The organism is Pseudarthrobacter kochi, from assembly GCF_055412805.1.
Genome location: NZ_JBVAYV010000037.1, coordinates 17,418 through 37,865, shown reverse-complemented (window position 1 = coordinate 37,865; position 20,448 = coordinate 17,418). Strand labels below are relative to the sequence as shown.

The window sequence follows — 20,448 nt, the reverse complement described above, 5'->3', positions numbered from 1 at the left end:
CAGCGGAGTAGATACCTTGATTCTCTCCCAAGGCCCTCACCTCAGCTGAACAACTCCCCGCCCGAACTCCTCACACGGCAGCGATGTCTACACTCTCAATTCTGAAGAGCCAATTATCCTCGCCGGGGGGACCGGTTCAAGACTTCATCCGATTACGTTGGGCATCAGCAAGCAGCTGGTTCCGGTATATGACAAACCGATGATCTATTATCCGCTGTCCACCCTGATGCTGGCCGGGATTCGGGACATCCTTATTATCACCACTCCCCACGACGGTGACCAGTTTGAGCGCCTGCTCGGTGACGGCAGCCGGTTCGGTGTCAGCATCACCTACAAGCAGCAGCCCTCCCCGGACGGGCTGGCCCAGGCCTTCGTGCTTGGCGCCGAACACATTGGCGACGGGCCTGTTGCCCTGGTGCTGGGCGACAACATCTTCTACGGCCACGGCATGGGAACTCAGCTGCGCCGCTTCGCGAACATCGATGGCGGCGCCGTCTTCGGCTACTGGGTCGCGGACCCCTCTTCCTATGGCGTGGTGGAGTTCGACGATGCGGGCAAGGCCATCTCGCTGGAAGAAAAGCCTGCAAATCCCCGGAGCCACTATGCGGTGCCCGGCCTCTATTTCTACGACAACGACGTTGTGGAGATCGCCCGGAACCTTAAGCCATCAGCCCGCGGCGAGCTGGAAATTACCGACGTGAACCGTGTTTATCTGGAACGCGAAAAGCTTCAGGTGGAGATTCTTCCCCGTGGATCCGCGTGGCTGGACACGGGAACCTTCGATTCCCTTAACGAGGCCTCCGAATTCGTGCGGACCGTTCAGAAACGGCAGGGACTCTCCATCGGCTGCCCCGAGGAAATCGGCTGGCGGCTCGGATTCCTGACCGACGACGAGCTCCGCGAGCGCGCCGAGCCCCTGGCCAAGAGCGGCTACGGCTCCTACCTGCTCGGGCTCCTGGCAGACAAGCGCCAATAGCGGCGGTCCCGCCGTCGGGCCATGGCCGTGAGCCGGGCGAATACCCCCACGGCGAAAGTGGGCGCCAGCCACCGTTTGGCTCTATATATTGGGGAGCATGACTGAGACTCCCGCCGCCGGCGGCCCTTCCAACGCCGTGGAAACACCCGCTGCAGCCGCCCCCGTGGCCAAGAAAATCCCTGCCGTCCGCACGCACCACGGTGACGCCTTCGAGGACAACTACGAATGGCTGCGGAACAAGGAATCCGCGGAGGTCGTGGAGCTGCTCAAGGCCGAGAACGCGTACCAGGAGGCCGTCACGGCCCACCAGGAGCCGCTGCGCGAGGCCATCTTCCAGGAGATCAAGGCCCGCACCCAGGAGACGGACCTCTCCGTGCCCAACCGCAAGGACGGCTGGTGGTACTACACCCGCTCAGTGGAGGGCAAGGAATACGGCATCCAGTGCCGCGTCCGGGCCCAGGACACCGGGGACCGCGTCGCCGACTGGACGCCCCCCGCCGTCGAGGTCGGCGTCGAGGTCCCGGGCGAGGAAATCCTGCTGGACTGCAACGTCGAGGCAGAGGGCAAGCCGTTCTTCGCCGTCGGCGGCGCCGCCGTGACCATCGACGGGAACCTCTACGCCTACGCCGTGGACAACGCCGGCGACGAGCGGTTCACGCTGCGCATCAAGGACCTGCGGACCGGCGAGCTCCTTCCCGATGTGATCGAGAACGTCTTCTACGGCATCTCCTTCTCCCCCGACGGCACCCGGATCTTCTACACCGTGGTGGATGACGCCTGGCGTCCCTACCAGGTGAAGTCCCATGTCCTCGGAACACCCGTCGAGGGGGACGAGGTCATCTACCAGGAGGACGACGTCGCCATGTGGCTGGGCTTCGAGCTCTCCGCCGACCGGCGCCACCTGGTGCTCGGCATCGGCTGCTCGGAATTCAGCGAGACGCGACTGCTGCGCTTCGACGCGCTCGACGCCGGACTCAGCACCGTGATCTCCCGGGACGAGCGCATCCTCTACGAGGCCGAGCCGTTCCTGCTGGCTGGCCCGGACGGGCACAAAACCGAAACCATCGTCCTGACCCACAACAGGGACGCCATCAACTCCATGGTCTCCCTCGTGGACCCGGCCGAGCTCGCCAAGCCGCTCGCCGAGCAGCACTGGACCACCGTCGTCGGGCATTCCGACCAGGTGCGGGTCAACGGCGCCGGGGTCACTTCGACGCATCTGGTGGTCTCCATCCGCAAGGACACGATCGAGCGCGTGCAGGTCCTGCCGCTTGCCGGGCTGGGCACGCCGGAGCAGGGTGCGCCGGTGGAGCCGGCCTTTGAGGAGGAGCTTTACACCGCGGGCGTTGCCGGCTCCGACTATGAGGCGCCGGTAATCCGGATGGGCTACACGTCCTACTTCACGCCGTCGCGGGTCTACGACTTTGTGCTGCCCACCGCGGAGCTGCCCGCCGGCGAACTGCTGCTGCGCAAGGAGAGCCCGGTGCTGGGCGGCTACTCGGCCGCGGACTATGTCGCGACCCGGGAGTGGGCGGTGGCGTCGGACGGGACCCGGATCCCGCTTTCGGTGCTGCGGCACGCCTCGGTGGCCCGCGATGCCACGGCGGCCGGGCTGGTGTACGGTTACGGCTCCTACGAGATGAGCATGGATCCCAGCTTCGGGATCCCCCGGCTCTCCCTGCTGGACAGGGGCATCGTGTTTGTGATCGCCCACATCCGCGGCGGCGGGGAATTGGGCCGGCACTGGTACGACACCGGCAAGAAGCTGCAGAAGAAGAACACCTTCACGGACTTCATCGCGGCCACCGACTGGCTGGCGCAGTCCGGCTGGGTGGACCCGGCGCGGATCGCGGCCATGGGTGGTTCGGCCGGCGGCCTGCTGATGGGTGCCGTGGCCAACCTGGCGCCGGAGAAGTACGCGGCGATCGTGGCGGCCGTCCCGTTCGTGGACGCCCTGACCACCATCCTGGATCCTGAGCTGCCGCTCTCGGCGCTGGAGTGGGAGGAATGGGGCAACCCGATCACCGACCGCGCCGTGTACGAGTACATGAAGTCCTACACGCCGTACGAGAACGTCCGCGCGGTGGCCTACCCCAAGATCGCGGCGGTCACCTCGTTTAATGACACCCGGGTCCTCTACGTGGAGCCGGCCAAATGGGTGCAGCGGCTGCGCGAACTCAACACCGGCAGCGAGCCGATCGTGATGAAGATCGAGATGGACGGCGGCCACGGCGGCGCCTCGGGCCGCTACGTGCAGTGGAAGGAACGCGCCTGGGATTATGCCTTTGTCGCCGACTCCCTGGGCGCCACGGAACTCTTGCCGGGGGCCGGGGTTAAGTAACTGCCCTCTGGGCGGCTTGCCTGGCCGGGCACTCGCACCGGGCCCGCACCCATTCGACGAAATTGGCCGCTACGGGCCCTGACAAGGTGCCCATTCGACGCAATTGGCCGCTATGAGACCCATCATGGCGGCCATTTGTGGCAAATTGGTGACATCGGGCCCTCATTTTGAGGGATATGGCGGCTACGCCTGGGAAATGGTTAAGTCCGCGGCCTGCTGCCTGGCCGTCCACTCGTCCTCAAGCATTGCGTACACCACCTCGGTGGCCCACTGGCCCTTGTAGCGCCACTTGTCCACCTGGGTGGATTCCAGCCGCATGCCAAGGCGTTCGCACAACACCGCGGAGGCGGTGTTGAGCGCATCGAGCTTGGCGTTGATGCGGTGGAAGCCGAGTTCCTCAAAGCCCAGTTTGAGCAACGCACCGGCGGCTTCGGATGCGGTGCCCTTGCCCCGGGCCGCAGCGGCGCAGCACCAGCCGTTCGGTGCGGAGGGGCAAGTTCAGATCCGTCATGGCCCAAGGCTACCCATCGGTTGCTCCGTAAGTGCCGTTTTGGGCCGCCAAAAGGGCCGCTACGGAGCAGTCGATGAGGGGGTGACGACGGCGGCCGTGGCCTCGGCGATGGCGCGCTCCTCGTCGGTGGGCACCACGAGCACGGGGATGGCCGAGGACGCCGAGGAGATCACCCGGGGTTCCTTCGAGCGTTCGCGGTTGAGGCCGGCGTCGAGCTGCACGCCCAGGGCACCCAGCCGCTCCGCCACGAGGGCGCGGAACTGGTGCGAATTCTCCCCGATCCCGGCCGTAAACACGAGCGCCTTCGCCCCGCCGACGGCCACGTGGTAGCCGCCGATGTATTTCGAGAGCCGGTAGGACGCGACGGCGAGCGCCATGGCCGCTTTGGCGTCCCCGGCTTCGGCGGCCTCCACGACGGTGCGCATGTCGTTGTTGCCGGCCAGGCCCTTGAGCCCGGATTGGCGGTTGAGCATGGCGTCGAGGTCCTCCGGGGACCAGCCGGCCCGGCCAAGGAAGACGAGGATGGACGGATCCAGGTCACCGGAGCGGGTGCCCATCACGAGGCCCTCCAACGGGGTGAAGCCCATCGAGGTGTCCACGGACTGTCCACCGCGGATCGCCGTGACGGAGGCCCCGTTGCCCAGGTGCGCGATGACGGCGTCGAACTCGTCCACCGGGACATCCAGCAGCGCCGCCGCCCGGTGCGCCACGTATTCGTGCGAGGTGCCGTGGAAGCCGTAGCGGCGGATCCCGTGGTTGGTATAGAGCTCCTCCGGCACCGCGTAGCGCCAGGCGTACTCCGGCAGGGTGCGGTGGAAGGCGGTGTCGAACACTGCGACCTGCGGCATGTCCGGCCACTTCTTCGAGATCGCGCGGATGCCCAGCACGTTCGCCGGGTTGTGCAGGGGCGCCAGCGGGTTGAGCCGCTCGATGGCCCGGGTGATCTCGTTGTTGATCAGCACCGGCGCGGAGAAGCGCTCGCCGCCGTGCACCACGCGGTGGCCCACGGCATCCAGCGTCCGGTCCCCCAGCGCCGCGTGGATCTCCGCGTCGACCTGCTCCAGAGCCTCGGCGTGGTCGCGGGGGCCCTCGATCTGGCCGTCGCCCTCGCCGCCGTTGCCCATTCCGATCTTCTCGACCAGCCCCTCGGCGAGCACACTGCCGGCCTCGACGTCGCGGACCTGGAACTTCAGTGAGGACGAACCGGAATTGATGACGAGGACGAGCACTGGGCCTCCTAAGCCTTGGCTGCTGCGGTGTCGGTGGAGGTTCGATCGTATCGCCGTTGCGCAAGCCGCGGCGGGCGCCTAGAGTCGGCGGACCAACTGGACGATTCACGAAGGGATTTCCATGACTGACGACACCACCCAGCCGGACAGCACCGAGCCGGCCAGCGGGTCCGGCAAGCCGGATCCCACCGGCGTCGAGGGCGCCAACCCGGCGCTGGACGACACGGGGAACCTCAAGGCCGCCGAGACCGGGGAAGCCCCCGAGGCCCCCGAGAACCTCGAGGACCTGGACCTCACACCGGCCGGCCTGTCAGATGAGCCAGCCAAGCAGGAAGATCCCGACAGCCCTGTGGAGCCGGAAAACAGCTGACCGGAATCCGCCCCGTCCGCTGGCGCTCCGGTTAGGCCCGGGCAGCCGCAGGGGCCGGCACGGCGGCGGCCTCCGCGGACTGCGCCTGGACGGCGGTGATGGCCACCGTGTTCACGATGTCCTCCACGGTGCAGCCGCGGGAAAGGTCATTCACCGGCTTTCGGAGTCCCTGCAGGACGGGCCCGACGGCGACCGCCCCCGAGGACTGCTGCACCGCCTTGTAGGTGTTGTTGCCGGTGTTAAGGTCCGGGAAGATGAACACGGTGGCCTGCCCGGCGACGGACGAACCGGGCATCTTGGACTGCGCGATCGCGGCGTCCACGGCGGCGTCGTACTGGATGGGGCCCTCGACGGCGAGATCCGGGCGGCGCGCCTTCACCATCTCGGTGGCCTGCCGGACTTTGTCCACGGCCTCGCCGGTCCCGGACCCGCCGGTGGAGTAGGACAGCATGGCCACGCGCGGCTCCACGCCGAACTGGACGGCGGTCTCGGCCGAGGCCAGCGCGATGTCCGCCAACTGCTCCGCATTCGGGTCCGGATTGACCGCGCAGTCGCCGTAGACCAGCACCCGGTCCGGCATCAGCATCAGGAACACGGAGGAGGCGATCTTCACGCCGTCGCGGGTCTTCACGAACTCCAGCGCGGGGCGGATGGTGTGGGCGGTGGTGTGCGCGGCCCCGGACACCATGCCATCCACCACGCCCAACTGCACCATCATGGTGCCGAAGTAACTGCCGTCCAGCATGAGTTCCAGCGCCCGGGCGAGGTCCACACCCTTGTGCGCCCGCAGCTCCGCGTATTTCTCCGCAAACTGCTGGCGCAGCTCCGATGTCGCGGGGTCCACGATGCTCATGCCCGAGAGGTCGATGCCCTGGGTGGATGCCAGTTCCCGGACCTCGGACTCGTTGCCCAGGATCGTGAGGTCGCAGACGTCCCGCCGGTGCAGAATTTCAGCGGCACGCAGGATCCGCACGTCGGTCCCCTCAGGCAGGACGATGTGCCGGCGCTGCAGCCGGGCCCGTTCGATGAGGTCGTGCAGGAACCGCAGCGGCGTCATCCGTTCCGGCCGCGGAAGGTGCAGCCGTTCCAGCAGCTCGGCCTCGTCCACCCGCTTGGCCCACAGACCCAGGGCGGAGGCCACCTTGCGGCGGTGCCCGGAGCAGATCTCGCTGCGCACCTCGGAGACGCGTTTGGCCGTCACGTAGGTGTCGTCCGGGGCGGCGAAGATCGGGAACGGGGCCTGCGCCAGCAGCGAGTAGATGGTGGGATCGGGGGCCAGGCCGCCGGTCAGGATCAGCGCGGACGGGACCGGGAACTCGGGCGAGAACGACGACGCCAGGCACGCGACCAGCACGTCGGCGCGGTCACCGGGGACGATCACCAGGGCGCCGTCGTCGAGCACATGGAGGAAATTGGCGACGCTCATCGCCGCCACCTTGACCGAATGCACGTCCCGTTCCAGGTCCGGCAGCCCGGCCACCTGGCCCAGGCCGAGGGCGGAGGCGACCTCGCCGGTGGTCGGCCTGGCGATCGACTCCAGCTCCGGCAGGACGTAGACAGGCCGGCCCGAGGCGCCCGGGCGGACGGCCGCGGCAATGGCTTCCAGGTCCTCCGGGTCGGCCCGGTTCACCATGATCGCCAGGAGCGAGCAGCGTTCGGCGAGGAGTTCCTTCCGGGCAACCTCGACGGCGTCGGTCGTCTCCGCGACCGTCCGCCCCTTCGCGCCCACTACGGCCACGATGGAGGCGGCCAGGTTGTTCGCGAGGCGTGCATTGAGGTCGAATTCGACGGCGGCGTCCTGGCCCGTGAGGTCCGTTCCCTCCACGATCACCACATCGCAATGGCGTGACATCTCGGCGAAGATCTCCACGGAGCGTGCGTCGATCTCCTCGCGCTTGCCCTCGGCGAGCAGGCTGCGGACTTCAGGGAAGGTCAGGCCGCCGCGGCAGCGCTGGTCGTCAAGATCGAACCGGGCCTTCATGAGGGCCACCATGGGGTCCGAGGCGGCGTCGTGGCCGTTGACGACGGGCTTGAAGAACCCGATCCGGTCCGCATGCCGGTGCAGCGTGTCCGCCAGCCCCAGCGCTATGAGCGACTTCCCGGAGCCCGGTGTGGTCGCGCTGACGTAGATCCCCTTGGCCATGATCCGCCCTTAGGTTGTGCCGTGGTGGTGCTCGGTCCTCCCAGCCTACTTTCTCCTGCCGGGCCGCTTGCTTCCTGGCCGCTCTTTGCGGGGTTTTGGGGGGCTTTTTGACTGTCCGGCTGTGTTCGCCGGGAGCTTCATACGCCCGCTGGCTCTTGACAGAAGGCACCCAAATGGGATTACCTAATGAACATTCGGTAAATAAAGCTGGAGGCAATGACGCATGGCTGAACTGACGATTTCCGGTGACACCCACCCCATCCTTAAAGACGACTATGCCTCGGAATGGATGGGCATCGAAGTTGTGGCGCTGGACGACGGACATGCCACGATCCGCATGTCGCTCCGGCAGGAAATGCTGAACGGATTCGGCATGGCCCACGGCGGGATGATCTTCGCCTTCGGCGACACGGCGTTCGCGCTGGCCTGCAACCCCGCGAGCCCGGAGCCGGGCGACGAAGGCACGATCACCGTGGCCTCCGGCGTCGACATCAACTTCCTCAAGCCGGCCTTCCGCGGCCAGATCCTGACCGCCGTCGCCAACCGCCGCGCGAGCACCGGACGCAGCGGCCTCTACGACATCCAGATCTACGCCGCCGATCCCAATACGGGCGCGCCTACGGCACCGCAGACCGCACCCGCCGGCACGCCTCAGGCTGCCACGGCTGCCACGGTCCCGGGCGAACTCCCCACCGACATGCCCACCGACGCACCTGCGTGGGAACTCGTCGCCGAGTTCCGCGGCCGCAGCCGCACCATCTCCAAGAAATAGAAACAGGGAACCCCAGATGACCCAAGAAACCGTCGCACCCACCAGTGATGCTGTCCTGGACCGCGAAGAAACCATCTCCCGCGACGAGCTCGAGGCGTTGCAGCTCAGCCGCCTGCAGCACACCGTGGCCTACGCCTACGACCGCGTCCCGCTGTACAAGCGCAAGTTCGACGAGGCCGGCGTCCGCCCCGAGGATCTCCGCGAGCTCTCCGACCTGGGCAAGTTTCCCTTCACCACCAAGGAGGACCTCCGCCTGGAGTACCCCTTCGGCATGTTCGCCGTGCCGCAGCACGAGGTGGCCCGCATTCACGCGAGTTCCGGCACCACCGGCCGCGCCACCGTCGTCGGTTACACCAAGAAGGACCTCGCCGACTGGGCCAAGCTTGTTGCCCGTTCGCTGCGTGCCTCCGGCGTCCGTCCCGGCATGAAGGTCCACAACGCCTACGGCTACGGCCTGTTCACCGGCGGCATAGGCGCCCACGCGGGCGCCGAGGCCCTCGGCTGCACCGTCATCCCGATCTCCGGCGGCCAGACCGAACGCCAGATCACCCTGATCCAGGACTTCAAGCCGGACGCGATCCTGGCCACCCCGACCTACCTGCTGACCATTGCCGACGCGATGATGAAGCAGGGCATCGACCCGGCTTCCACCTCGCTCAAGTTCGCCGTGCTGGGTGCCGAGCCGTGGACCGAGGAAATGCGCCACGAGCTCGAAGTGATGATGAACATCAAGGCCTGCGACATTTACGGGCTCTCCGAGGTCATGGGGCCCGGCGTCGCCGGCGAGGCCGTGGAAACCCAGGACGGCAGCCACATCTGGGAGGACCACTTCCGCCCCGAGATCATCGACGCCTTCGACCCCTCCGTGGTCCTGGGCGACGGCGAACCCGGCGAGCTGGTCTTCACCTCGCTCACCAAGGAAGCCCTGCCGATCATCCGGTACCGCACCAAGGACCTCACCCGCCTGCTGCCCGGCACCGCCCGCCCCGCGCACCGCCGCATGGGCCGCATCACCGGCCGGAGCGATGACATGATCATCCTGCGCGGCGTGAACCTGTTCCCCTCGCAGATCGAGGAGATCGCGCTGCGCATCCCCGAGCTGAGCCCGCACTTCCAGCTCGAGCTCACCCGTCCCGAGGGCCAGCGGATGGACCAGCTCACCGTCAAGATCGAGCGCCGCGAGTCCGTCACCCTCGAGGGTGTCGCCTCGGCCGCCAAGGTCCTGCAGCAGCAGATCAAGATCCACGTCGGGTCCTCCTGCGCCGTCGACGTCGTCGAACCCGGCTCCCTGGAACGGTCCAACGGCAAGCTCCGCCGGATCTACGACATGCGCCCCAAGGCCTGACCACCTCATGTCCAGCCCGCCGGCCGGCCCGCCCGGGCCACCCGGCGGGCTGGCTCATCTCCTGATCGTGAGAAACTAGCGACTATGCCCACAACAGCAACCAGCACCAAACGCGGCCGCCCCGGCTATGACCAGCAGTCGGTGCTGGTGATCGCCGTCGACGTCTTCAACCGCCACGGCTATGACGCCACCTCCATGGGCATCCTTGCTGAAAACCTGGGCATCTCAAAGTCAGCCATCTACCACCACGTCCCCTCCAAAGGCGACCTCCTGAAGCTCGCCCTCGACCACGCTTTGGGCGGCCTCGAAGCCATCCTGGACCAGCCGGCGGCCAACACCGGCACCGCCGAAGCCCGGCTGGAGTTCGTCCTCCGCGAGACCATTTCCGTGCTTGTTGAACGGCTGCCGTTCGTCACCCTGCTGCTGCGCCTGCGTGGCAACACCGAGATCGAACGCGACGCGATGGAACGCCGGCGCACGTTCGACCACAAGGTGGCGGCCCTGATTTCCGCGGCCCGCGACGAGGGGTCGCTCCGGCAGGACATCGATCCGCGCACCGTCACCCGGCTGCTCTTCGGCACGATCAACTCCATCGTCGAGTGGTACAAGCCAGGCGGTTCCCTCTCCCCCGAGAAACTGGCCGACGACGTCATCACCATGGCCTTCCACGGCCTCCACGTCCCCCTCTAGGCGAGCGGTTCGGGGCTCCACCGGAATCCCATTGACCGCGCCCGGCACCCGGGCCACGCTGGGAGGATGGCCACCAAACTCTCCCAGGTGCTCATGAGCACTGTCCCCCGGATGCGCTACGAACCCACTGCCAAAAGGATCCGCGCGAGCCTCGGCCGGACCGCCGTCGTCGATACCCTGCAGGCCTTCCTGATCTGGGAACCACGGCGGATCACGCCCATCTTCGCTGTGCCGGAGCAGGACCTGCTGGCCGGGCTTGCCATGCCGTCGCTGCCGGCGGCCCCTGTAGACGAGAACCTTTTCGCGCTTCGACAGGGCGCGGCTGCGACGTCCCTGGACCCCACAACGGGTTTTGGCAACCACACCTGCCCCGGTGAGGAACTCGACGTCGTGACGGCTGCGGCGACCGTTCCCCGCGGCGCGTTCCGGCCCGAGGACCCCGACCTGGCCGGCTATGTGGCGCTGGATTTCGCCGCCTTCGACTGGCTCGAGGACGATGAGGAAATCATCGGCCACCCGCGGGATCCGTTTCACCGCGTTGATATCCGCGCATCGTTCGTGGACGTGCAGGTAGCGCTCGACGGCGTGACGCTGGCACGCACGCACGGCGCGCAGCTGCTTTACGAGACGCTGCTCCCGGTGCGGTACTACATCCCGCCGGCGGACGTGCGGCTGGACCTGCTGCAGGAGAGCCCCAAGCGGACCGTCTGCCCCTACAAGGGCCAGGCCAGCTACTGGAGCGTTCCGGGCTCGGAGCACGGGCGGAACATTGCGTGGAGCTATGACCGGCGGTTCCGCGACGCGGCGCAGATCCACGGCCTCGTCAGCTTCTTCAATGAGCGCGTCGATCTGAGCGTGGCGGGCGTGCTGCAGCCCCGGCCTGTGACTCCGTGGTCCCGCCCCAGCGGTCCGGGGGCACTTTGAGGGCCGCGTCCGCCCCGAAGACATGGAACAGCGCACCGGCGGACCGGGGCGCTGTTCCATGGTGTCGTTCCTTGAGTGTTGGGAACTGCAGTCAGAGCTGGTAGTCAGCCGCCGTCGTGAAGTTCTCGTGGACGCAAAGGATGTTGTGCTCCGTGTCCATGAACCAGGCGCACTTCTCCGAATCCGTTGTACAGATGTGGTTCTCGGTCTTGAGATCCGGCAGGTCGTAGTCCTGGAACTGGACGCCCTTGGACTCCATCTCCTGGACGGTCCGTTCGATCTCCGAGACTTCGAAACTCAGGGTGGTGTGCTCGGAATGCTTTCCATCCCTGACAGGCATCAACTGCAGCATGGGGCCGCCGTCGCTGCCGAATAGTTCGCTTCCATCGTCTGCCACGCCACGATGCGGGAGGCCCAGGGTGTCCGCATAGAACCGGTGGGCACGCTCTGCATCATCGACTGGCAGGACCGTTGTGGCTTTGTTCAACAATAGGGTCATTTCGCCACCTCCTACGATCAAAATTCTACGCCGGAGCGGGGCGGAAAGAGTCGGCCAATATACGCCTCGAGGTGAGACTTCGCGCCCATGTCCCCGCGGACAATGGGCGCGAAGTCTCACCTCGGCGGCAGTAAAGGGCGGGCTACTTCTCCACGAGGGTGAGGACGTCGTAGGTGGCCACGATTTCGTCGTTCTGGTTGGTCAGGACGGCGTCCCAGGCCACTTCGCCGTACTCGTCCGTCTCGCGGGGGGTGATCTTTTTGGCCGTCAGGGTGACCCGGATGGAATCGCCTGCGGCCACCGGGGTGATGAAGCGCAGGCTTTCCAGTCCGTAATTCGCCAGCACGGGGCCCGGTGCGGGCTCCACGAACAGCCCGGCGCCCCAGGCCAGCAGCAGGTAACCGTGCGCCACGATGCCCGGGAAGAACGGGTTGGCCGCGGCGGCCTCCTGGTTGGTGTGGGCGTAGAAGGTGTCGCCGGTGGAGTTGGCGAACTTCGTGATTTCGTCCAGGGTCACTTCGCGCAGCCCGGAGCGGATCGCGTCACCGATGTGCAGCGTGCTCAGGTGCTTCCGGAACGGGTGCTGGCCTTCAGTCTCGAGCGTGAAGTTGCGGTCGGCCCCGGTGTGCCAGACGCCCGTGACGGCGGTCAGCATGTTCGGTGAGCCCTGGATGGCTGTGCGCTGCATGTGGTGCAGGACGGAGCGGATGCCGCCGAGCTCCTCGCCGCCGCCGGCGCGGCCCGGGCCGCCGTGGACCAGGTGCGGGACCGGCGAACCGTGGCCGGTGGAGCTGCGCGCGTCCTCGCGGTTGAGCATGTGCACGCGGCCGTGGTGGGCAGCGATGCCGGTGACCAGTTCGCGGGCAACCTCGGGATCGTTGGTGCAGACCGAGGCGACGAGCGATCCGCCGCCGCGGGCGGCGAGGCGGACGGCGTCGGCCAGGTCCGTGTAGCCGATCACCGAGGAAACCGGACCGAACGCTTCCAGCGAGTGGACCTCTTCGGCTTCCGGGTCGGCCCAGCTCAGCAGCACGGGCGACATGAACGCGCCGTCCTCGACGACGCCGACGGTGCCGTCCGCGCTGGTGACCTTCGGGGAATCGAGCGTGCCGTAGGCGAGTTCGCCGCCGGCGTCGAGCATTGACTGGACGGCTGCACGCACATCGGCGAGCTGTTCCAGGGATGCCAGGGCGCCCATGTTGACGCCGTCGGCGCGCGGGTCGCCGAGGACAATGCGTTCCTTGATCCGCTCCCCCACGGCGGCGATGACGTCCTGCACCAGCTCCTGCGGCACGATGGCCCGGCGGATCGAGGTGCACTTCTGGCCGGCCTTGGCAGTCATCTCGGTGACGAGGGACTTGATGAAGGCATCGAATTCCGGTGTGCCCTTGACGGCGTCCGGGCCCAGGATCGAGGCGTTCAGGGAGTCGGTTTCCGAGGTGAAGCGGACCCCGCCCTTGACCACGTTGACGTGGGACTTGAGCGTGTTGGCGGTGGAGGCGGAGCCGGTGAAGGCCACGATGTCGCGGTAGTCGAGGTGGTCCAGCATGGTGCGGACCGAGCCGGAAATCAGCTGCAGCGAACCCTTGGGCAGGATGCCGGATTCGATGATTGCCTTGACCACGGCGGCCGTGACGTAGCCGGTGGGGGTGGCAGGCTTGACGATCGTGGGCACACCGGCGATGAACGCGGGGGCCAGCTTCTCGAGCATGCCCCACACCGGGAAGTTGAAGGCGTTGATCTGCACGGCGACGCCGGGAATGCGGGTGTAGATGTGCTCGCCGGCGAAGGAACCGTCCTTGGACAGCACCTCCATGGGGCCGTCCACGATCACCTGGGAGTTGGGGAGTTCGCGCCGGCCCTTGGAGCCGAACGTGAAGAGCACGCCGATGCCGCCGTCGATGTCGACCATCGAGTCGATCTTGGTGGCGCCGGTCTGGGCCGAGAGGGCATAGAACTCCTCGCGGCGGCCGTTCAGGTACTGCGCCAGTTCCTTGAGCTTGAGCGCGCGCTGGTGGAAAGTCAGTTTGCCGAGTTCCGCCTGGCCGGTGGTGCGTCCGTAGTCCACGACGGCGGCGAGGTCCAGTCCCTCGGTGCTCACCTTGGCGAGGAGTTCACCGGTGCTGGCGTCCAGGACGGACGCGGCGCCAGCTGCGGAGCCGGCGTCGGGCGTCCACCAGGAATCCTGGATGAAGCTGGGAACGATCTCGACAGTGTCTACTGTGGGTTCCGGAGCGGTTGCAGTGGTGGTCATCGTTGACGGGTCCTTCCAACGGGGGCAAGATCAACACGGCCAGCATTACTGACCGTCCGTTCGGTAATATGTCTACAGTACATGAATGAGGCCTGCCGCACACTAGCTGCGGCGGCACTGACCGGCCTGAGCCCCTGGATTTCCGGCCAAAGAGGAGACGTTATGACGCCCGAGCCCCGGAATACCGAGCTGTGGAAGATCACCCTCGGGGAGCTCGACGAGAAAATGGGCGTGAAGATCGTCGAGGAATCCGTCGAACGGGTCGTCGCCACCATGCCGGTGGAGGGCAACCGGCAGTCCTTCGGGCTGCTGCACGGCGGCGCGTCCCTGGCAGTCGGGGAGGCAGTGGGCTCCTGGGCCGCGGTCATCCACGCCAGCACCCTGGGCAAGACCGCCGTCGGCGTGGACGTCTCGGCCACCCACCACAAGTCCGCCCGCGAGGGGATCATCACCATCACCGCAACCCCCATCCATCTCGGCGGCACCGTGACCACCCACGAGGTGCTGATCACCAACGCCGCCGGCGAGCGGCTCTGCACCCTGCGGATCACCAACCTGCTGCTGGACCGCAAGGGCTGACACAGGGTCCGGTCCGTTGCATCCAAAAGGCGTTCCCGACCGGTAGTAACGGTGTAAGCAAATCACCGCCCGGAGCCGGGCAACTCAATGAGGAGTTTGAAATGCGCAAAACCGTTTATGCCGCAGGGGCCCTGTCGATGCTGGCCGCGCTCACCTTCGCTGCCCCGGCCCAGGCCGGCGGGAAGCACGACGACGGCAGACACCACAGCGACGACGCCCTCCTGTCCGTCCTGCACGGCGTCCCCGGCCTGACCGTGGATGTCTGGGTGAACGGCAAGCTCACCCTGGACAACTTCAAGCCCGGGACCCTCGCAGGCCCCCTGAAGCTCGACGACGGCAGCTACAAGATCGCCATCACGGCCGCGGACGCCACCAGCGCCGACAACCCGGTGATCGGCCCGGTCAAGGTCGATCTCAAGGAGGGCCGGAACTACACCGCCGTGGCGCACCTGGATGCCTCCGGGGCGCCCACCGCAACCCTGTTCAAGAACGACACCTCGGCCAGCCCCAAGGGCGAGGGCAAGCTGACCGTCCGGCACGTAGCGGCAGCGCCCGCCGTCGACGTCCTTGCCGGCGGAACCGCGGTGATTGAGGGGCTCGAGAATCCTGAGCAGAAGGTGCTGACGCTGAAGGCCGGGACTGTGTCCGCCTCGGTTGCGGCAGCGGGCACCACTAAGCCGCTGATCGGCCCGGCCGATGTGCCCGTCACCAAGGGCAAGAACACGATCGTCTACGCCTGGGGCAGCCTGGACAAAGGCACCCTCGGCGTCGCCGTCCAGGTGGTCGACTCGGCCAAATGGCATGGCCACGACCGTCATGACGACTGAGCCGTCGGCCCGGCCCTGAAGAGCGCGCCGGCCACCAGCGCATCCCGCAAGGAATGCGCTGGTGGCACGCCTGCACCCATCCGCCCTTTGGTATAGGGCCGATCGACCCGGAGTGCCCCGCGCCCGGGCTGTTAGCGTGGAAGGGCCGATTCACCCGGCACCGCCGGGCACCGCCGGTCGCACCGGAAAGGGATTCCCCATGCTTTCAGACACCTCACTTCCCGTCATCACGGCAACGCTGCCGGTCGTCGGCGAGCACATCGAGGAGATTGCCAAGCGCTTCTACAAACACATGTTCGACGCGCGGCCGGACCTCCTGGACGGACTCTTCAACCGGGGGAACCAGGCGGACGGCCGCCAGCAGCAGGCACTCGCCGGTTCCATTGCCGCCTTCGCCGGGCTTCTCGTCAACAACGTGGACGAAGTGCCGGACCATCTCCTGTCACGCGTGGCCCACAAGCACGTCTCGCTGGGGCTCAGCCCGGACCAGTACCAGATTGTCCACGACCACCTGATGTGGGCCATCGTGGATGTGCTCGGGGACGCCGTCACACCCGACGTCGCCGCAGCCTGGGACGAGGTCTACTGGCTGATGGCGAACATGCTCATCAACAAGGAGCGCGGGCTGTACAACGCGGTGCACCTCAGCCCGGAGACCATCTGGCGGACCTGGCGGGTGGTTGAAAAGGTCCAGGAGACGGACGACGTCGTCAGGTTCATTGTCGAACGAACTGATGAGCGCGAGGTGAAGCCGTCCTTGCCCGGGCAGTACGTCACGATCAAGATGCCCATGCACGACGGCGTGCACCAGCCCCGGCAGTACAGCCTGACAAAGGCCGACGACGGGCAGCACCGGCAGTTCGCCGTGAAGCGGGTCCGCGGACAAGGGACCCCTGATGGCGAGATGTCCAGCCTGCTGCATGATGAGGTCCAGGTGGGCGACGAGGTGGTGCTCTCAGTACCCTTCGGCGATGTGGTGCTGGAGTACACGGACCGGCCGCTGGTTCTTGCCAGCGCGGGGATCGGGATCACGCCAATGGCCGGCATGCTCTCGCACCTGGTCAAGTCCGGCTCCCGGCGCCAGGTCACGCTGCTGCATGCGGATGACAGCGAGGCGTCCTTCCCGCTCCGGGCGCAGGTCCGGGATGACCTGGCCGCACTGGGGGACGGCACCCTGAAAACGTGGTTCCTTAATCCCGCCGGGGATGGAACAGCGTCCGAATTCTCGGGATTTATGGACGTCGGAGCGGTGGAACTGCCGGACGACGCCGAATACTACCTCTGCGGTCCCCTGCCGTTCCTGAAGTCCGTCCGGAGCGCGCTAGTAGCAAGCGGCGTCCGGGCCAAAGACATCCAGTACGAGGTGTTCGGCCCGGACCTCTGGCTGGCTGACTTCCAGTAGGCGCGGCAGTTAGCGGACCACCCGGCGCCGTGCCGCGGCCAGTTGGGCACCACCCAGCAGCAGGCCACCCAGCAGGATCGCGCCCGCGGCGAAGGCCCCCATCAGCCCCAGCTGCCCGGCGCCGGTGTCCGGCAGCTGGCCTGAGCCGGCCGGAAGCACGGCGGGGACGGCCAGCGTAACAGCGGGCCCAGCGGGCGCGACGGCCGGGGCGTCAATAGTAAAGGTCAGCAGCAGCGGGTTCGAGGCAACGCCGTCGACCGATTGGGTGACGGAAAGCGTGTGCGCCCCCACGGCGAGGCCGGAAGGGAACGGAATACTCCAGCGCCCGCCTGCCACGAGGACGTGCGGAACCAGGGAGCGGACCACTGCGCGCGCCCCCGCCCCGGCACCGCCGGCTCCTGCCTGCGCGGCACCTGCGGGCGTACCGTCGATCAAAACGGCGACGTCGGCGCCGTCGACGCCCGTCCCGGAAATCGTCCCGGGAAGCGAGTCCTGGCTGAAGTGCAGCCCGTCCACGATCGAAGCGACCGCCGGGGCTACCGGGGTGACGGTGAACGTGCGCGTCACGGAGGGGCTGTCCTCGTGCGAGGGAGCCGTCTGCACGGCGTGCACGGCGACGTTGCCATAGACGGGCCCGGTGACCGGGATGCTCCAGTGTCCGTCCGGGGAAACGACGGCGGCGCCGCTGATGTCACCCGTGAGTTTTACGCCGAGCCCCGGGGTTCCGGTGCCGTCGATGCGGCTGAGCGTCTTCAGTGCGGCGCCCCCGGCCGGGGCGGTGATCACTGGAGCGTCGAGGTCGGAGACGTTGACGGCCACGGAAGCGGCGCCCGAGTGGCTGAATCCGTTCACCGATTCCGCGGTGAATGACAGCGGTCCGGTGGTCAGGGGTGCGGGGTAGGTCCAGTTGCCGGCCGGGTCGACGGGCACCTCCAGGGGTGCCTGGTTCGCAACGGTGATGCGCACTTTTGAGTTGGCGGCAACGGCCGACGCCGGGGCCGCCGGGACCCGTCCCGTGATCGGTTGGCCTGCCATGAAGGTCAGATTTTCCGGGGCCACGAGTTCCGGCTTGTTCAGGAACAGCTGGAGCTGCACGCCGCCCGGGATCTTGGTCAGGGAGTCTTCCAGCGTGGTGGCGATGGCCCGAAGCTGAACACGGGATTCGCCATACCCCTCAGTCTCTGCCCCGGTATGGGTGCCCACCGCGAAGTTGCCGCTGATCCAAGGTCCGCCCGAGTCGCCGCCGTCTGACTTGACCGAGGTCGAATCAAAAGCACGTACGGCACGCAGGTCATTGTCCATTCTCGGCAGCAGGCTCTTTGGCCCCGGGATGACCCAGATGCCGACCGAATCAACAGCGCCGCACTTCCAGCCGGTGGTGCGACCCGAGCGGCACACGGCTTGGCCCGCGACGGGCGTCATCTTCCCGATGATCTTGACAGCAGACGAACCAGGGTTGGCAACGTTGTCCCACTTCGTGGCGGCAGGCTGGATGCTCACGCCCGATGCCAGCCCTTTGATGATGGCAATGTCCGTCCCGATGTTGCCGGGCATATCCTGTGTACCGGTGATCGCTGAGTTCCCGGGGCCACCGAACTGGCTGAACCCGAAGGTCCCGAGCGGTCCGCTAGCAACTACGGGACTCCACCGGGGCGCCCCCGCTGCAGGGGACGATGCGGGAGACTCGATGGACACGTCCGTGGTTGTGCCGTCCCCGGAACAGTGCCCAGCTGTCAGAATCTGGGGGTCCCCTGTGGGCCCATAGGCGCCGAAACCGGCGGAGCATGCACCTGGACCCGGAATGACATACCCTTGCCCGCCGAAGATGTCCGCCGCGGTTGGGGCCTCCGTGGTGATCGGCGCACCCTGCTCCAGCTGGACGTTGACGTAGCGGGCCACGAAGTCGGCCGGGGAGATCTTCCCTGGCGCCGCGGCAGTCGTCGGGGCAGTCGGCACCGGCGCGGCTTGCTGGTCCGGCACCGGGGGCAGGTCCGCTTCGGCCGCGTTCGTTCCGCCGGTGCGGATGATGAAGCGCCCCCCGGAGTAGGCCACGGCCTGCAGGCCGGCGGCGCCAACCTCGCGGACATAGGCCTGGAACAGCTGCTCGGTGCTGGACGCCACCAGCTCGGCCGGCGAGGGAGCAGCGGCAGGAGCCTCCGCCGGAGTAGCCGAGGGAGTAGCCGACGGGGCAGTCGGGGACTCAGCTGCCGGAGCCACGAGCACGAACACCGCAGAGGTTCCGGTCCCGTTCAGTTCGTTCACCCGGGACTGCAGCTCGGCGCCGCTGCCTTCGACGAGGATTTTGCCGTCCAGCAGGCTGATCCCCAGGTAGCCGGGCAGCTCCCGCAGCGAGGGAACGGCGTCGGCGGCGGTCCTGGCCAGCTGGCCGGCGGCATTGAATTCCTCGAGCGTCATGCCCAAATCGCGCCGGACGGCCTCGGCGAGTCCGGCGTCGCTGACTTCCGGCGACGTTGCCGGCGCCACTGCCGGCGTCGTCGTGTCGGCGGCTGGAGCGCCAGCCGCCGCCGTCGTATCAACCGGCGATTCCGGGCTGGCGGGCGCTGTCGGTGAGGCTGTCGGTGAGGAGGTCGGAGCGGGTTCCGGTCCCCCGGCTTCGGCCAGGGCAGGAACGGCGTAGAACGATCCCGCGATCGCGATGGCGGCAGCCGCCACCGCGCGCACTGTCAGCTGATACCTCGGAGTCTTCACCCGGTTACTCTAGCGCCCCAATTTGGCCTGAATGGCAGTAAGCTCCCGGTCCGTTATGCCATTGTGGCTTAGGAAATCCCCGGTCCTCACATGCCGCACAAACTGCAGCAGGCTTTCCAGCCGCGTTTCGAGCAGCGGCGCAAGGGCGTCCTCGGGCAGGTACCGCTCATGCGGATGCGGGATGCCAGACACCCGGTGGTGCTCGTTGATCCCACGCATGGCGCGCTCGTAACCCTGCGCGATGTCGTCCTCGCCCGCTCCGGCGAGGTCCTGGAGCATGGCCGCGATCATCCCGCTGCGGTCCCGGCCGGCGGAACAATGGATCACGACGCCGCCGCGCGCCTCCGCCACGGCGCGGAACACCGCGGCCAGCTTGTCGGGGAAGATCCGGGCATTGTCCGCATAGGACGCCGGATCATTCAGGTAGGGAACGCAGAGCTCGCCGAATTCGCTGTTGCCCGGGTCCTCGGTGGGGGCGTGCACGACGTCGAACGCGGCCAGGGTCGCCGGCCTCACCTGGGGGTCGGTGTCACGGCGACGGATCTCCTCCGGGTTGCGGAGATCGATCACCGTCCGGATGCCGCCGTCGTACGCCTGCTGCCACCCGGCGTCGGTGAGCCATTCACGGCGCCCCATCCGGAACACGCTGCCGGCAACGTGCCAGGCGTTGACCGCACCGTCCCACTGCATCGCTTCGGGTACCCTCATTCCCTGGGCTGGGTCTGGGGAGGCGGCAGGAATGGTCATCCTGAAAGTCAAGCACACGCACCGGCGCCGATCCACGGGCAGGATTGCGAAAGATACCCACACCGGGACCATTGGCATGGTGTGGGGTGCAGGCGTCCGCGTAGGGTGACGGTGAACCCGGTAGCCGCCG

General features: G+C 67.3%; 16 protein-coding genes and 1 pseudogene. 10 read left to right on the top strand and 7 right to left on the bottom strand.

The window, feature by feature from the left end; genetic code table 11:
• Positions 1-112 precede the first annotated feature (112 nt).
• Together rfbA and ACZY0Y_RS15780 are read left to right on the top strand one after the other, a co-directional pair.
• Complete coding sequence (gene rfbA / locus ACZY0Y_RS15785; protein ID WP_463959035.1) at positions 113-976, top strand: glucose-1-phosphate thymidylyltransferase RfbA; 864 nt, start codon at positions 113-115, stop codon at positions 974-976.
• A 97-nt stretch (positions 977-1,073) separates the two neighbouring features.
• A complete protein-coding gene (locus ACZY0Y_RS15780) occupies positions 1,074-3,317 on the top strand; it encodes a S9 family peptidase (RefSeq protein WP_463959032.1) in 2,244 nt (747 codons plus the stop codon).
• 183 nt (positions 3,318-3,500) lie between these two features.
• Here ACZY0Y_RS15780 and ACZY0Y_RS15775 read toward each other — a convergent pair.
• Both ACZY0Y_RS15775 and ACZY0Y_RS15770 read right to left on the bottom strand, forming a co-directional pair.
• Positions 3,501-3,782 (bottom strand): annotated as a pseudogene (locus ACZY0Y_RS15775) (GNAT family N-acetyltransferase); the annotation flags it as partial.
• A 105-nt stretch (positions 3,783-3,887) separates the two neighbouring features.
• Entirely contained in the window at positions 3,888-5,057 is a 1,170-nt protein-coding gene (locus tag ACZY0Y_RS15770) for an acetate kinase (protein WP_463959030.1), read from the bottom strand.
• A 121-nt stretch (positions 5,058-5,178) separates the two neighbouring features.
• On the opposite strand from ACZY0Y_RS15770, the gene ACZY0Y_RS15765 reads away from it, so the two are divergent.
• Complete coding sequence (locus tag ACZY0Y_RS15765) at positions 5,179-5,427, top strand: hypothetical protein (RefSeq protein WP_463959028.1); 249 nt, start codon at positions 5,179-5,181, stop codon at positions 5,425-5,427.
• Positions 5,428-5,458: 31 nt separating this feature from the next.
• Here ACZY0Y_RS15765 and pta read toward each other — a convergent pair whose 3' ends face one another.
• Positions 5,459-7,570, bottom strand: a complete 2,112-nt coding sequence (gene pta / locus ACZY0Y_RS15760) for a phosphate acetyltransferase (RefSeq protein ID WP_463959026.1) — start codon at positions 7,568-7,570, stop codon at positions 5,459-5,461.
• A gap of 223 nt (positions 7,571-7,793) precedes the next feature.
• On the opposite strand from pta, the gene ACZY0Y_RS15755 reads away from it, so the two are divergent.
• From ACZY0Y_RS15755 to ACZY0Y_RS15740, 4 genes are all read left to right on the top strand, one after another.
• Complete coding sequence (locus ACZY0Y_RS15755) at positions 7,794-8,342, top strand: hotdog fold thioesterase (RefSeq protein ID WP_463959024.1); 549 nt, start codon at positions 7,794-7,796, stop codon at positions 8,340-8,342.
• A 16-nt stretch (positions 8,343-8,358) separates the two neighbouring features.
• Positions 8,359-9,687 carry a phenylacetate--CoA ligase PaaK gene (gene paaK, locus ACZY0Y_RS15750; RefSeq protein WP_463884977.1) on the top strand — a complete coding sequence of 443 codons (1,329 nt, stop codon included), beginning with the start codon at positions 8,359-8,361 and terminating at the stop codon, positions 9,685-9,687.
• 84 nt (positions 9,688-9,771) lie between these two features.
• On the top strand, positions 9,772-10,377 hold the full coding sequence (locus ACZY0Y_RS15745) for a TetR/AcrR family transcriptional regulator (RefSeq protein ID WP_463959022.1): 606 nt from the start codon (positions 9,772-9,774) through the stop codon (positions 10,375-10,377).
• Positions 10,378-10,443: 66 nt separating this feature from the next.
• Positions 10,444-11,301, top strand: coding sequence for a DUF427 domain-containing protein (locus tag ACZY0Y_RS15740; RefSeq protein ID WP_463959020.1), 858 nt, complete (start codon positions 10,444-10,446; stop codon positions 11,299-11,301).
• A 91-nt stretch (positions 11,302-11,392) separates the two neighbouring features.
• Here the strand turns inward: ACZY0Y_RS15740 and ACZY0Y_RS15735 are convergent, their stop codons facing one another.
• Together ACZY0Y_RS15735 and paaZ are read right to left on the bottom strand one after the other, a co-directional pair.
• On the bottom strand, positions 11,393-11,800 hold the full coding sequence (locus ACZY0Y_RS15735) for a VOC family protein (RefSeq protein WP_463884983.1): 408 nt from the start codon (positions 11,798-11,800) through the stop codon (positions 11,393-11,395).
• A gap of 142 nt (positions 11,801-11,942) precedes the next feature.
• A complete protein-coding gene (gene paaZ / locus ACZY0Y_RS15730) occupies positions 11,943-14,054 on the bottom strand; it encodes a phenylacetic acid degradation bifunctional protein PaaZ (protein WP_463959019.1) in 2,112 nt (703 codons plus the stop codon).
• A gap of 162 nt (positions 14,055-14,216) precedes the next feature.
• Here paaZ and ACZY0Y_RS15725 point away from each other — a divergent pair, with 162 nt between their 5' ends.
• From ACZY0Y_RS15725 to ACZY0Y_RS15715, 3 genes are all read left to right on the top strand, one after another.
• On the top strand, positions 14,217-14,633 hold the full coding sequence (locus ACZY0Y_RS15725; RefSeq protein ID WP_463959017.1) for a PaaI family thioesterase: 417 nt from the start codon (positions 14,217-14,219) through the stop codon (positions 14,631-14,633).
• A 101-nt stretch (positions 14,634-14,734) separates the two neighbouring features.
• Complete coding sequence (locus ACZY0Y_RS15720; RefSeq protein WP_463959015.1) at positions 14,735-15,460, top strand: DUF4397 domain-containing protein; 726 nt, start codon at positions 14,735-14,737, stop codon at positions 15,458-15,460.
• 199 nt (positions 15,461-15,659) lie between these two features.
• Positions 15,660-16,862: a globin domain-containing protein gene (locus ACZY0Y_RS15715; protein ID WP_463959013.1), complete on the top strand. Its 1,203-nt coding sequence runs from the start codon at positions 15,660-15,662 to the stop codon at positions 16,860-16,862.
• Between the two features lie 9 nt (positions 16,863-16,871).
• Here the strand turns inward: ACZY0Y_RS15715 and ACZY0Y_RS15710 are convergent, their stop codons facing one another.
• Together ACZY0Y_RS15710 and ACZY0Y_RS15705 are read right to left on the bottom strand one after the other, a co-directional pair.
• On the bottom strand, positions 16,872-19,571 hold the full coding sequence (locus ACZY0Y_RS15710) for a S1 family peptidase (protein ID WP_463959011.1): 2,700 nt from the start codon (positions 19,569-19,571) through the stop codon (positions 16,872-16,874).
• Between the two features lie 9 nt (positions 19,572-19,580).
• The gene (locus ACZY0Y_RS15705; RefSeq protein ID WP_463959034.1) at positions 19,581-20,261 is read right to left on the bottom strand and encodes a tyrosine-protein phosphatase; all 681 of its coding nucleotides are present in this window, start codon (positions 20,259-20,261) and stop codon (positions 19,581-19,583) included.
• Positions 20,262-20,448 lie beyond the last annotated feature (187 nt).

What these genes read in the sequence shown, in the direction of transcription:
- paaK (WP_463884977.1), top strand. Translation starts at nt 8,359, where the DNA reads ATGACCCAAGAAACCGTCGCACCCACCAGTGATGCTGTCCTGGACCGC.
- paaZ (WP_463959019.1), bottom strand. Translation starts at nt 14,054, where the DNA reads ATGACCACCACTGCAACCGCTCCGGAACCCACAGTAGACACTGTCGAG.
- ACZY0Y_RS15765 (WP_463959028.1), top strand. Translation starts at nt 5,179, where the DNA reads ATGACTGACGACACCACCCAGCCGGACAGCACCGAGCCGGCCAGCGGG.
- ACZY0Y_RS15735 (WP_463884983.1), bottom strand. Translation starts at nt 11,800, where the DNA reads ATGACCCTATTGTTGAACAAAGCCACAACGGTCCTGCCAGTCGATGAT.
- ACZY0Y_RS15755 (WP_463959024.1), top strand. Translation starts at nt 7,794, where the DNA reads ATGGCTGAACTGACGATTTCCGGTGACACCCACCCCATCCTTAAAGAC.
- ACZY0Y_RS15720 (WP_463959015.1), top strand. Translation starts at nt 14,735, where the DNA reads ATGCGCAAAACCGTTTATGCCGCAGGGGCCCTGTCGATGCTGGCCGCG.
- ACZY0Y_RS15745 (WP_463959022.1), top strand. Translation starts at nt 9,772, where the DNA reads ATGCCCACAACAGCAACCAGCACCAAACGCGGCCGCCCCGGCTATGAC.
- ACZY0Y_RS15705 (WP_463959034.1), bottom strand. Translation starts at nt 20,261, where the DNA reads ATGCAGTGGGACGGTGCGGTCAACGCCTGGCACGTTGCCGGCAGCGTG.
- ACZY0Y_RS15780 (WP_463959032.1), top strand. Translation starts at nt 1,074, where the DNA reads ATGACTGAGACTCCCGCCGCCGGCGGCCCTTCCAACGCCGTGGAAACA.
- ACZY0Y_RS15725 (WP_463959017.1), top strand. Translation starts at nt 14,217, where the DNA reads ATGACGCCCGAGCCCCGGAATACCGAGCTGTGGAAGATCACCCTCGGG.
- ACZY0Y_RS15740 (WP_463959020.1), top strand. Translation starts at nt 10,444, where the DNA reads ATGGCCACCAAACTCTCCCAGGTGCTCATGAGCACTGTCCCCCGGATG.
- pta (WP_463959026.1), bottom strand. Translation starts at nt 7,570, where the DNA reads ATGGCCAAGGGGATCTACGTCAGCGCGACCACACCGGGCTCCGGGAAG.
- ACZY0Y_RS15715 (WP_463959013.1), top strand. Translation starts at nt 15,660, where the DNA reads ATGCTTTCAGACACCTCACTTCCCGTCATCACGGCAACGCTGCCGGTC.